Origin of the sequence: Rhizobium esperanzae (genome assembly GCF_014197615.1) — a bacterium.
Lineage (GTDB): Bacteria > Pseudomonadota > Alphaproteobacteria > Rhizobiales > Rhizobiaceae > Rhizobium > Rhizobium esperanzae_A.
Genome location: NZ_JACIFY010000018.1, coordinates 34,423 through 47,487, shown reverse-complemented (window position 1 = coordinate 47,487; position 13,065 = coordinate 34,423). Strand labels below are relative to the sequence as shown.

Genomic DNA, 13,065 nt, shown 5'->3' with positions numbered 1-13,065 from the left:
GTTGCCGCTGGCGGCGATGCCGCCCGAACCATTGGCGACACCGCCTTTCTCGGTGGCGTCACCCGTATCGGCAACCGCCGTCGGCGTCGTGTTGTTCGCATTCGAGGGATTGAACATCACATCGACCCAATAGTTCGTCTGGTCGAAGCTGCTCGTCGGGAACGCGCTATTGCCATAGTTATAGACGCCGTTGCCGCTTGCCGGCGCCGTCAGCGGGCCACTCGTCACATTGGAGAGGAAGTAGTTGGCGGTCGTCGAATAGTTGCCGACATTCGTATGGTAGGATGCCGTATAGGTCTGTCCAGCTGTCAACGTCACCGGACTCGTGAAAGTCGCAGACTGCCAGCCGCTGGCAGTCTCATTGGTGAAGGTGAGGGTCGCAAGCCGCGTACCCGTGCTTGACCAGAGCGATCCCGTATGTGTGCCCGTATCCAGGCTGCTCTTGTAAAAACGGATGCCGCTGACCGTGCCCGCCACGGACGATTGGAATTTGACCCCGAGCTCGACGGCGGCAGAATCGTCGGTGTTGACGACCGCCGGCGTCGCGCCACCGAAGAGAGAGGTAAACGTCGGCCCGGTGACGGTGACGGTGCGCCCCGCCGAAGGTGTCTCGAGATTGATGCTGTCGTCCACCGCCCGCGACCGGATCGTATAGGTCCCTGCAATCGCCGGGGTCCATGAGTAGGTCCAGTTCTCGTCGCCCGTCGCCGGATGCCAGCTCGCACCATTGTCGGTCGAAACTTCGACGCTGGCGACGACCCCGCCGCCCGTATCGGCAGCGGTGCCTGAAATCGTCACGGTTGAATTAGCGGCCACCGTACCTGGCACCGTGATGACGGAGGTCGGAGCAACGGCATCGGTGGAACCGGTCGCGGCGGTAAGCCCGGATTGCAGCGTCCCCGGCTGAATGCCCATGTCGGCGAGCAGATTGACCATCGCCTGCTGGACGCGAGGATCGGTGGGGGTCGCCTCGTTATCGTGATTATCGCTCAGGCCCCATGTCCAATAGACCGTACCGGCGCCGAACACCAGCGCACCGCTGGGGGCGCGATAGAGCGTCAGATTGTGGGTCGCGTTCGCACTGCCGGTAGTGTTTCCGTAGTCGAGCAAGTAGGTGGTGACTGGCAGTGTCGTCGACGACAGCTTCACGAGCCCGGCCGGATCGAAGCCATTGTCAGGCGCTTCATCCCACTCGTAGCCAAGATAATTCTTGGTGAGCGTTGCGGTCTGGCCGGGCTGAAGGTTTGCGACGCTCGTATTGCGCCAGAAGCGCAGATTGGCGTCATCATAGCCAACCGTGATCGCGCCAAGATTGCCGCCCACGTCGTCGACCTTGAACAATTGGCCGGTCAGCGAATTCTCGGGATTGCCGCCGCCGATGGCCGGCGGGCTGAGACGCGGATCGCGGAAGGTGCCCGTCCATTCGTTGGAAGGATCGAGGCTGGTACCGGGAGGTCCCCATGTCTCCTTGTAGGAGATCAGGGTGCGGTAGGGTGTTCCGTCGGCACTATAGGCATTGCCCCAACGGGTACGCCAATAGACCTCGTTACCGCTCCAGAACATCAGGTTGACGCCCGCGTCGCGCGCGGCTTCGACATTGGTTCGCTGCTGTCCCGACCAATATTCGTCGTGCCCGGCATCGATGTAGGTCTTGTGATTGAGCAACAGGCTGCCATAGCGATCGACGTCGATGCCCGACATATAGGAAACGTCGTAACCGTTCTGTTCCAGCCAGTAGATGCCTGCATATTCCGCCCCGAACAGATAGTCCTGGGGGCCGGCATAAGTGCCGACCCCGTCGCGGGTCGCAATCGGCCTGTTGTAACTGAGCGCATAGGCGCGGCCTGCCCCCTGCCCTGTCGCCGGGCCGTTGCCGCCATAGAAGTTTGCGCCACCCCAGCCGTTGTAAGCTTGCCAGGTCTCGTCTGCGGTCTGGAAGACGACGTCGCTGTGACTGGCGTCGTCGCGCACGATGAACGGGATCTGATTTTCGCCGAAGGTGCCGTCCTGACGCACGAGCTTGGCGATATAGACGCCTGAGACGGCATCGCTAGGTACGGCCCAGGACGCCGAGACGGCCCAGTTGCCGGCGTCCACCGTGCCGGTCGCGGCATTGCGCAGCGGATTGGGCTGGGTCTGCAATCCGGTATGCTGTATGGTCGTGACCTTGCGGGCGCCCATGCCGCCATAATAGCCGAGCCGATAGATATCGATCCGATAGTTGGTGGAATTGGTATTGATCTTAAAGTTGATCGTGCTGCCGTTGTCGACGCTGATATCGGTCGCAAACCCTTCGATGTTGGTGCTGCCGGCGCCGCTCAGGCCCCACTCGCTCTCCGGATTGCCCTGCTTCTGGTTTTCCAGCACGATCGCATTGCTCGCCACCGCTGCGGCGGCGGCCAGATCTTGCGTTGCCAACGACCGCTGCGCAGAAATTTGAGGTGGCTTCGTCACCGAGCCGGAAAGAACGGCGATACCCTTGGTGCCGGTTCCCGTTCCCATCTCTCCGCCGCCGGGCAATGATCCGTTTGACATCGCCGAGTTCATCAGGTCTACGGTTGCGCGCCAGCCCGCGAACGAGGATACGTCGCGATCGAGAAGCGGATCGCTGACCGAGGCGCCGATGGCCTTCTTGATCGTCGACACATAGTCCGGCCCGTCGGTAAATTTGGTCCCCGGCAACTGACCGTCCTGCTGAAGCAGGCCGCTGCCATGGGCCCAATCGAGAATCCGCGTGGGGGAGGTATAGTAGCCGCATCCGCACACACCAAAGGGCATGCCAACCGCCAGCGCATTCGGCCCGGCATGATGCGCAGTCAATTGCGCTGACGGCGCCGATTCGAGGATGACGACCTTGCCCGAGTGTGTACGCTCAGCCCCCACGGCAGCAGAATCTTGCCCCGAAACTGTCGGTGCAGGGCTTTGCGGCAAATATGAAGCCAGAGGATCGTCGCCGATGGAGCTCATTCCGCCGTAGCTGCGCGCAAGAGACGATGCGGCTCCGAACGAAACCCTGTCCGCATCCGGCGCGAAATGTGCAAAACCCGGCATATGGCCGGACGGGACAGACACGGCTATATGACCGCTTGGCGCTTCCAATTCGCGGTTGGTTGTGAAAGCGTCAGGCAATGGCGGCGTTGCGACGCTGTTGTCGGCCCGACCGTCCGTGTCGCCGCTCACGCCCGCTGCCTGCCCAACATCATGCTCGTTGAGCGCCGCGTCCTTATCGGCACCGTCGACAAGGGTGCCCTGCTTGTTTCCGTCCGTGGTTGGCACCGCTGCCGCGAGTTGAGCACTATCCCCGTGCTTTTCGGCCGGCTTGCGCGGCCTTTCCTTTCCGCCGAAAGTCAACCATTGGGGAACCAACGAATCCACCAGGAGTGAGCGCGCAGTCCAGCGACGAGCGTTGCGATACATGGGAGGCACCTCTCGCGAGATTGTCAGGATCGAAGCTATGAGGATCGCTCAATATGGAGCACTGAAGTATAGTCCAAAAATAAGCGAGTATATCATACGCCTTTTGCTCTACTCGCGGCATCCTTTTGGAACGGCCTGCCGGATAGGCCCGGAGACGGGACAACCAGTCGCGCACGTGACGGTTCGGGCGACGGCACGGGCCATTGGGATGGCGGCATCTTCGATCCAGCAAGGGCCGATTTCCGCGCCGTGCCCGTTTGCCGTCCTTCGCGGCGAGCGCGCCTATTCCTGCGTGCATAGCCGTTGATTTTTCAGGATAATGCCTCTTTGCCGCGCAGGGATATATGCTTCCGGTCGACGTGGGGTGAAGCACTCGCCCCCACCTCATCAATAGTGATGAGGCAAAGCAAACGGCCTCCACCTTCCTCAAGGCTTCGCCAGACTGCACACTGGTGAGACGGGTTCGGACCTGGTCCGGCGTTCGAACAGCGTTCAAAGTATTGGACCAGCGTTGGGTTAAGGATGGTTTGCAGGCGAGATATGTACATGAATTCATCGCACCGCACGCTCCACCACTTCTTTCGTGCGACAGCTGTCATCGGCGCACTCCTCCTTCTTGCCGGAGCTGCGCCGCCGGCTCTCGCCGACAGCGCGCCCCCGGCTTCACAAACCTTGGCTCCACAGACGAAGATCCGCCTGACGATCGTCCAATGGATGCAGTCCAGGGGCCAATATGAACGATGGGATGCGCTTGGCGGCGAATACACGGTCTCGGATGACGGCACGGTCTTTCTACCGTTTCTTGGACCTCTTTCCGTCGGCAATCGAACAAACGCCGACCTCACAAACGAAATCGGCAAGCGTCTGCAGGAAAAGATCGGTTTGGTTCAGGCGCCGGCGGTCACGATCGAAATCCTCGAATACCCGCCGATCTACGTCGTGGGAGACGTTACCACGCCTGGGCAGTACGGTTTCCGCCCCGGATTGACCGTCCTGCAATCGCTGGCAATGAGCGGCGGGCCGCGTCGCGCCAGAGATGAGCAGCAAACGCATTCGATCCAAATCGTAGGAGAATTGCGTGAAATCGATCACTCGATCCTGCGCAGCACCGCGAGGCTCGCGCGGCTCCAGGCGGAGATGGATGAAGCCAACGAGATTACCTTCGATCAGGCGACCGGCGACGATCGGCAATTTGCTGCCGGAATATACAACGAGGAAAGGATTATCTTTCGGGCTCGCGCCAGTGCGTTGGAGAGGCAGTCGAGGGCGTTCACGGAATTACGCGATCTTTTGATCAAGGAAATGTCGACATTGGAAGAGAAGCTGACGGGTGCCGACGACAATATCAAATCGGTCGAGGACCAACTGGTCAGCGTCAAGTCCCTTGTCCAGAAAGGCCTGACGATCTCGTCCAGGCAGATGGATCTGGAACGTTTGCTGACGACTTACCGCTCCGACAAGCTCGACCTTGTCACCGCCATCATGCGGGGCCGGCAGGCGATCAGCGAGACGACGCGGAACCTCGAGGGACTTTACGACGCACGCCGGAGCGAAGTGGCGACCGAAGCTCAGTCCGAACGGGCAAGTCTCGATCAATACAAGCTAAAGCGCGAAACACTTCAGAAGCTGCTCATCGCAGATCTTGGGAGCAATGACGGCGTCAAGAACCTCGTCGAGGAACTCCCGCTTACCTTTAGCGTGACCCGTCGCAACGCAGGTCAAATCAACCAGTTTCAAGCCGCGGAGACGACGACCCTGGCCCCCGGCGATGTCGTGAGAGTCGTTCAGCCGCATATTTTGGACAATTCGCCTCAGGCCGACTCAAACCCATCTTTCGAGACCCAAGCGCTTGCAGATCGAGCCGGCCAGTGACCCGTGACATGCATGTGTTCTCAACAAAGTTGGAGCGGAGGTTCGGGCGCGGTCAAGGCGCTCACGCCGCCTGCCTCAAAGAATCTAACCTGGCAGCTGGGGTTGAGCGATGACCTTGCGCATGACCCCACCCAGCGGTCAGACTTATACCCAAATCCTCAAGTCGACGATGCTGATGGGCGGTTCTTCGCTGGTCAATGTCGCTCTGAGCATCGTTCGCAACAAGGCGCTCGCCGTTCTTCTCGGTCCTGAAGGCGTGGGGCTTCTCGGCCTTTACGGAGCAATCCTCGATATCGCGCAGGCGATTGCTGGTCTGGGCGTGAGCAGCAGCGGTGTGCGCCGGGTCGCCGAGGCGGCGGGCGCCGGCGACGACGAGAAGATCGCGCGATCGGCGACAGCGCTCAGACGCATATCGCTGGTGCTCGGGTTACTTGGCGGGGTTTTGCTTGCGGCGCTGGCGTTTCCGGTCTCGAAATTCACCTTCGGCGACTACCAGCACGCCGGCGGCATTGTGCTGCTCTCCCTGGCCGTATTCTTTCGGCTTATCGCTGCCGGGCAGGCTGCGTTGATCCAGGGCTTGCGGGGCATTGCAAATCTTGCCCGCATCAATGTGCTTTCAGGGCTGTTCGGCACGATCGTCAGCATCCCGCTGATCTATCTGTTCGGCGAAAAGGCGATCGCACCCTCGCTCGTGGCAATCGCGGCCGTCTCGTTCCTTCCCACCTGGTGGTACAGCAAACAAATATCCACGCGGCCGCCGGCGATGTCGCCGCGCCAGTTCGGCCTGGAAGCAAAAGCTCTGTTCCGGCTCGGTGTCGCTTTTATGGCCAGCGGACTTCTGACCTTCGGCGCGGCCTATGCCATCCGCATTATCGTGCTGAATCAAGGGGGTGTCATCGCGGCGGGATTGTATCAGGCAGCCTGGGCGCTTGGCGGTCTTTACGCCGGTTTCATCCTGCAGGCGATGGGAACGGACTTCTATCCGCGCTTGACCGCCATCGCAAACAACAAGGCCGAGTGCAACCGGCTGGTCAATGAACAGGCGGAAATCAGCATATTGCTGGCCGGCCCCGGTCTGATTGCCACCTTGACCCTGGCGCCACTCGTCATGAGTTTGTTCTATTCCGCGGAGTTTCACGGGGCTGTGGATCTTCTGCGTTGGATCTGCCTTGGGATGATGCTCAGGATCGTCGCTTGGCCGATGGGTTTCATCGTCCTGGCGAAGGGTGCGCAGACGATCTTCTTTTGGACGGAGGTCGCAGCGACGCTGGTGCATGTGGGGCTGGCGTGGCTCTTCGTATCAGAGTTCGGCACGTCAGGGGCCGGCATGGCGTTCTTCGGCCTCTACGTCTGGCACAGCATTCTGATTTACGTGATCGTGCGACGGCTCACCGGCTTTCGCTGGTCGCCTGCCAATCGCAGACACGCGCTTCTCTTCCTGCCTGCATCGGGATTGGTCGTCTCGGCCTTTTTCCTCTTACCGGCGTGGTCGGCGATGGTGATCGGCTGCCTCGCCGTGGTCGTGAGCGGGCTTTACTCGCTGCGCATGCTGGTCGAACTGCTTCCACCGGAGGCGCTGCCCGCAACCGTCAGAGGATGGATCGCGAAATCCGCATAAGGAAAGCGCGCATCAGATGATGCGCGCTTTCCTGATGTCTTATCCACATGCCGCGGTGTGCAGGCATCACTTCATGCAGGTACTGGGTCCTGCTCGGGCTGACGGATGACGCGGCCGGCGGTGGCCTCAGCAAGGGCCTGGCGCAAGGTCTCGACGACCCTGACGATATCAACCTCCGTCATCTGGGCATAAAGCGGCAGGATGATCGTTTGCTGCTGCGCAGATACGCTTCGCGTCAGACTGGTGGCGACGCGATGGCAGCTCTGATTGGCATAGGCGCCTTCCAGGTGAATGTTCATCACGCCGCGCCGCGTCGATATCCCTTGATCGAGCATCGTCTGCATGACTGCCCGCTGATCGATTCCATCGGACAATCTCACGCAGAAGCTCTGCCAGTTGCTGCGAGCCCAGCCAGGCTCGACCGGAATCGACAGACCCGGGATCCTGGACAGTCCCTCGCAATAGTGCGAGGCAAATCGCCGTCGCTGTGCAACCAGCTCCGGCAGCCGCCGCAGCTGGACCCGTCCGACGGCGGCCTGGAGGTCGGTCATACGGTAGTTGTAGCCGAGCTCATCATAGTCCTCGAAGATCACCTGCTTCGAGCCGTGGCGGACAGCGTCGGTGACGCTCATGCCATGCTGACGCCACAGCCGGAATTTTCGGTCATATTCCGGATTCACAGTCGTCAGCATGCCACCGTCACCCGTGGTGACGACCTTGCGGGGATGGAAGGAGAAGCAGGCAATATCACCATGCGGTTTGCCGATCTTTTCCCACCGCCCGTCCCAGAGGATTTCGCTTCCCGATGCACAGGCAGCATCCTCGATAACCGGTATCGAATGGCGCTTGCCGATCTCCACGATCGAACGGAGATCGCAAGGCATGCCGAGCTGATGAACGCACAGGATTGCCTTGGTGCGAGGCGTAATCGCCGTTTCGATTGAGCTGGGGTCGATATTGTAACCGTCAGGCTCGATGTCGACCAAGACGGGCACCGCATTGCAGTATCGAACGGCGTTCGCCGTTGCGATGAACGAATGGCTGACCGTGATGACTTCGTCACCGGAACCTACGCCGACCGCCATCAGGGCGAGGTGAAGCGCCGTCGTGCAGTTGGAGACGGCACAGGCGTGCTCGGAGCCGACGAAGGCCGCGAATTCCTTCTCAAAAGCTGCGACTTCCGGCCCCTGCGTCACCCACCCCGACAGGATGACACGGCGCGTGGCCTCGGCCTCTTCCTCCCCGAGAACGGGCTTGGCGACGGGAATTGTGGATTGAGGTGAACTCATGCTGCGGCCCCTCCCGCGACTGTCTGCTGCTGCCACCAGGCAACGAGATCGCGAAGCCCCTGTTCCATAGATATTTCCGCCTTGAAACCGAGGAGCCGTTCGGCCTTGCTGATATCGGCAAGACGGCGGGTTACGCCGTTGACGGTCCGGGCCTCTTTGTGCTGGGGCTCGAGTGAAACGCCCATGACGCTGCTCAGCATCTGAGCGAGTTCCAGGAGGCTTATTTCCTGGCCGCTCGCGACATTGAAGACTTCGTCCGTGACGTCGCTCTTGGCGGCGAGAATGTTTGCCCGCGCGATGTCGCGTGCATCGACGAAGTCCATCGTCTGGCTACCGTCTCCATAGATGAGCGGCGGCATTCCGGCCGCAAGGCGTTCCATCCAGCGGATCAGCACCTCCGTATAGGCGCCGTAAACGTCCATTCGCGGTCCGTAGACATTGAAATAGCGCAGCGCCACATAGCGCAGGCCGTACATTTCCGCGAAGCTGCGCAACAGCCCCTCGTTGAAGGTCTTGGCCGCGCCGTAGATCGTCCGGTTATTGTAGGGATGATGCTGTTCGGTCGTCGGGAAGCTTTCGGCGAGTCCGAGCACAGATGCAGAGGAAGCCGCGACGACCTTCGACACGCCTGCCTTGACGGCCGCTTCGAGAACATTGAACGTGCCTTCGGCCAGCACATCGAAAGCGAGCCGCGGGTCTTCCGCGCACTGCGTAATGCGGATCGCGGCCTGGTGAAAGACGATGTCGACGCCTTCGAAGGTTTTTGCCAGAAGCGCCCTGTCGCGGATATCGCCCTCGATGATGTTGACGGAGCCGCTTGATATTGCCGTGCTGAGATTATCCCGGCGCCCGCGCACGAAATTGTCGAGGATGATGATTTCACGCGGTTTTTCCAATGCGACGAGATCGGCAATATGCGACCCGATCAGACCGGCGCCGCCGGTAATGAGTACTCGTTGATTTCTCATGATCTTCCCTCACGCGATATGTTCGTCATCGGATCATTCTCCGAACGCCAACGTATGAATTTCGCCGGTACGCCCGCGGCGACCGAGAACGGCTCGACGTCGGAAACGACAACTGCCCCCGCTCCGACGATCGCCCCCTTCCCGATGGTCACGCCGGGAAGAATGGTCGCATTCGTTCCGATATCGGCCTCCGCACAGATGCGGACCGGCTTGATTTCGAGATCCGTGCGAATGATCGGCACGTCGACTGGCAATGCGGTGTGGGTCGAGCCAAGCACCTTGGCGCCCGGCCCCCACCCGACGGAATCCTCGATCACCAGATTGCGCGCGTCGAAATAGGCCATCGGCCCGATCCAGACATTGTCGCCGATCACGCAGGTGCCGTCGTAGCGCCCCTGGATATAGGCTTGAGCGCCGATGAACACGCCGTTGCCGATCTCGAACGTCTCCGGGTGTTTGAAGCCGGCGCCGCCTGCGACCTGCAATCCCGTGCCGCAGCTCCGCGTGATCGCTTGCCAGATGGCCTTGCGCATCATCGTGTCGACGACGCCGTCGCCTGTTGCGAAGCGACCATAGAGTTCGATCAGGCCGGCGCGCCCGTATGACAGCCTGAGTTCTTCGGCCAACCCGGCCTGGTAGGCGGGGTCTGCCGGTCTTTCATGGCGGCCGTGGACTGCCTGCACGACCCGGGCCTCGCCTGGATTAGCTGGCATAGGCGTATTCCAGCGCGGCGGCCACCTGATCGACGTGCCAGGCCGGCATCTCGGGATAGATCGGCAGTGAGAGAACCTCCCGTGCAGCGGCTTCCGAGATGGGGAAATCCCCGGCCTGGTAGCCAAGGTCGGCATGGGCCTTCTGCAGATGAACGGGGATCGGATAGTGCAGCCCCGACTGAATGCCCTCGGCGGTCAGTGCGCGCTGAAGCTCGTCGCGATCGCGGCTTCTGATGGCATAGACGTGATAGACGTGGCGCCGATCGAGGATTTCGACAGGCGTCCTCAAATTCGCCGAGCCGCCAAGCAGCTGCGAGTAGCGGCGTCCATGGGCGCGCCGCGCTTCGGTCCAGGCTTCGAGATGCCGCAGCTTGATGCGCAGGATCGCACCCTGAATGGCATCCATGCGGTAGTTGAAGCCCTTCAGCAGATGGTGATAGCGCTGTTCCTGGCCCCAGTCGCGCAGCATGCGCATCGTTTTGGCCTGATCGTCGCTGTTGGTGACGACGATACCCCCCTCGCCGCAGGCGCCGAGATTTTTGCCGGGATAGAAGCTGAAGCAGCCTGACGTGCCGATGCTGCCGGCGCGCGCGCCTTTGTATTGTGCCCCATGCGCCTGACAGGCATCCTCGATGATCGGTATCCGATAGTGGTCGGCAATCGCCTTGATCGCGTCCATATCGGCCATCTGCCCGTAGAGATGGACGGGAATGATGGCCTTGGTGCGGGGGGTGATCTTCGCCTCGAGTTGAGCCGGGTCCATCGTCAGCGTTACGGGTTCGACATCGACGAAAACAGGCCGCGCACCGGCGTAACAGATCGCCGATACGGTCGCGACGAAGGTAAATGGCACGGTGATGACTTCATCGCCCGGGCCGACGCCTGCCGCGAGAAGCGACAGATGCAGGGCACTCGTTCCGGTGTTGACCGCTATCGCATGTTTGACGTTGCAATACTCGGCGAATTCCTGCTGGAGGCGGGCAACCTCTTCGCCGAGTATATATTGCCCGGAGGCCAGGACGCCGAGCACGGCGGCGTCGATTTCGCTCTTGATCGATTGATATTGTGCTTTGAGGTCCAGGAACGGGATCATGCAATGCGCCTCGCCTCTTCGAGCTCGATGATGCGACCGCGCTGAGCGAGCGACCGGCTTGCGGCTTCAAGGATACGCACGACACGCAACCCGGCGTGGCCGTCTGCAATCGGGCGCGAATTCTGCTCGATGCACTCGACGAACTGATCCAGCTCCCGTTTCAGTGCCTCGGTCATATCGAGCTTGGGCGCCCACATGTCGCCGCTGCGGTAGCCGACCATCATCTGATGCACCTTCTCGCCATAGGCATCGGAATTCGGGCACATGGTGATGCCCTTGTCATAGACCTTGATCTTTTCGCTGGGCTCCAGATCGTCATAGACAATCATCTTGTTGCTGCAGCCGATCAGCGTGCGGCGGACCTTGACCGGTGCCAGCCAATTGACGTGGACGTGGGCGATAAGCTTGCTTTCGAAGAAGAGCGTGAGATAGGCGATGTTCTCCGGCTCGCCAAGCACATGGCTCATGCCCGTCGCTGAGACGGCCACCGGCCTTTCCTGCACGACATGGTCCAGGATGGAGAGATCATGCACCGCAAGGTCCCAGATGACGCTGACATCGTGCTGGAAGAGTCCCAGATTGACCCGGACGGAGTCGTAATAATACATGTCGCCCAAGCCGCTTTCGACCAGTTCGCGCATCTTGCGGACGGCGCCTGTGTGGACGAAGGTATGATCCACTGCCAGCACGAGGCGCCGGCGCGCGGCCTCTTCGACCATCCGCGCGGCTTCCTCCGTCGTCGATGCCATCGGCTTTTCGACGAAGACATGCTTGCCGGCCATCATCGCCTGCATTGCGAGCTTGAAATGGGTCGAGACGGGCGTTGCGATGGCAATCGCATCCACTCTCGGATCGCGCAGAACTTCCTCGAAATTGTCGGTGATCGTTATCGCGGGATACCGGCTTTTAACGGCCGCCAGTCGTTCGACATTCAAATCACAAACGGAAACCAGGTGCGCGCCGGCCGCTTCCGAGATGTTACGAACCAGGTTCGGGCCCCAATACCCATATCCGACAACTGCAATGCCGATCATCGCATTCCTCCCAACGCTTGCATGTTGACTGGCCGGTCATGAACGCGACCGGTAATTCTCGCCGGAACGCCGGCAACAATGGCGCCGTCAGGCACATCCTTGGTGACGACAGCGCCGGCGCCGACCTGTGCGGCCTCGCCGATGATCACGCCGGGCAGAATGGTGGCGTTGCTGCCGATCGACGCATGGCGCTTGACTACAGTGGGGATGACAACCCAGTCTGCCTCCGTCTGCAGACTGCCGTCCGCGTTGACGGCGCGCGGGTAAGTATCGTTGGTGAACATGACCCCGTGGCCGATGAAAACGCCGTCTTCCAGCGTCACGCCTTCGCAGAGGAAGGAATGACTGGATATTTTGCAGTCTTTTCCGACGAGGACGTTTTTCTGGATTTCAACGAAGGTGCCGATGCGCGTTCCTGCGCCGATCGTGCAGCCGTAGAGATTGACGAGATCTTGATGATGGATAACGCAGCCGTCACCCAGCTTGACGTTCGATGCAATCATTCCACCTCGCCCCCTACTCAACAGGCCCAGATCTGGCTGAAACCGTCGATCGCATGAAGGTGCTCAAGGTTTCATTTCATCAGGGCAACTATAACTCTCGCATCCAAAGTGAATTGTTTTCTCCATCTTAGTAAAGAAACAAAACGTTGAAGCTTATTCGCCAAAAGGCGTAGTTGCTTACTATGATCGGATGATGCTTGCCCTGGATCGCCCATGGCGATCGATCGGCGGCGGCTGCAGGTCGCGCAATGATCGATCCTGGTCCTCTCCATAGAGGACGGGCATAGTTTCCACGGGTTTAGCGAATTAAATTGAATACAGACAGAAAATCCGGGCAGTGTTGTGAAAATGACTTAGAAATAGACTTGTCATTTATGAAATTTAACCATTTTCACCTTTTCACGGAACTTATGTGCTGCGAGGTAACCACTATTAATTAGTGTTACTGCACCGAAACTGTGGTATTAAATTAGCACTTTTGCTGATTAAGCTCCCGTATTTATAGGGGAGTTCAATAATCGACTTTTGGGTAAGACGTGTACCAGTTTGGGAGGATGG

9 protein-coding genes are annotated in these 13,065 nt (G+C 60.0%); 2 read left to right on the top strand and 7 right to left on the bottom strand.

Annotated elements, in window-relative coordinates; genetic code table 11:
• On the bottom strand, window positions 1–3,417 hold a 3,417-nt coding region (locus GGD57_RS22140), incomplete at its 3' end, for a DUF4082 domain-containing protein (protein ID WP_246713715.1).
• Between the two features lie 546 nt (window positions 3,418–3,963).
• On the opposite strand from GGD57_RS22140, the gene GGD57_RS22135 reads away from it, so the two are divergent.
• Both GGD57_RS22135 and GGD57_RS22130 read left to right on the top strand, forming a co-directional pair.
• Window positions 3,964–5,289, top strand: coding sequence for a polysaccharide biosynthesis/export family protein (locus GGD57_RS22135; protein WP_184472413.1), 1,326 nt, complete (start codon window positions 3,964–3,966; stop codon window positions 5,287–5,289).
• Between the two features lie 109 nt (window positions 5,290–5,398).
• A complete protein-coding gene (locus GGD57_RS22130; RefSeq protein ID WP_184472412.1) occupies window positions 5,399–6,907 on the top strand; it encodes an O-antigen translocase in 1,509 nt (502 codons plus the stop codon).
• Window positions 6,908–6,978: 71 nt separating this feature from the next.
• Here the strand turns inward: GGD57_RS22130 and GGD57_RS22125 are convergent, their stop codons facing one another.
• The 6 genes from GGD57_RS22125 to GGD57_RS22100 are packed head-to-tail and all read right to left on the bottom strand — an operon-like array spanning window position 6,979 to window position 12,507.
• Window positions 6,979–8,196, bottom strand: coding sequence for a DegT/DnrJ/EryC1/StrS family aminotransferase (locus GGD57_RS22125; RefSeq protein WP_184472411.1), 1,218 nt, complete (start codon window positions 8,194–8,196; stop codon window positions 6,979–6,981).
• Window positions 8,193–9,164, bottom strand: coding sequence for an NAD-dependent epimerase/dehydratase family protein (locus GGD57_RS22120; RefSeq protein ID WP_184472410.1), 972 nt, complete (start codon window positions 9,162–9,164; stop codon window positions 8,193–8,195). Before GGD57_RS22120 ends, GGD57_RS22125 begins: the two co-directional genes overlap by 4 nt.
• Window positions 9,161–9,877: an acyltransferase gene (locus tag GGD57_RS22115; RefSeq protein ID WP_184472409.1), complete on the bottom strand. Its 717-nt coding sequence runs from the start codon at window positions 9,875–9,877 to the stop codon at window positions 9,161–9,163. Before GGD57_RS22115 ends, GGD57_RS22120 begins: the two co-directional genes overlap by 4 nt.
• On the bottom strand, window positions 9,867–10,970 hold the full coding sequence (locus tag GGD57_RS22110; protein WP_184472408.1) for a DegT/DnrJ/EryC1/StrS family aminotransferase: 1,104 nt from the start codon (window positions 10,968–10,970) through the stop codon (window positions 9,867–9,869). The genes GGD57_RS22115 and GGD57_RS22110 overlap by 11 nt, the downstream gene beginning before the upstream one ends.
• Window positions 10,967–12,004, bottom strand: a complete 1,038-nt coding sequence (locus GGD57_RS22105; RefSeq protein WP_085740194.1) for a Gfo/Idh/MocA family protein — start codon at window positions 12,002–12,004, stop codon at window positions 10,967–10,969. The genes GGD57_RS22110 and GGD57_RS22105 overlap by 4 nt, the downstream gene beginning before the upstream one ends.
• Window positions 12,001–12,507 carry an acyltransferase gene (locus tag GGD57_RS22100; RefSeq protein WP_184472407.1) on the bottom strand — a complete coding sequence of 169 codons (507 nt, stop codon included), beginning with the start codon at window positions 12,505–12,507 and terminating at the stop codon, window positions 12,001–12,003. The genes GGD57_RS22105 and GGD57_RS22100 overlap by 4 nt, the downstream gene beginning before the upstream one ends.
• Between the last annotated feature and the right edge of the window lie 558 nt (window positions 12,508–13,065).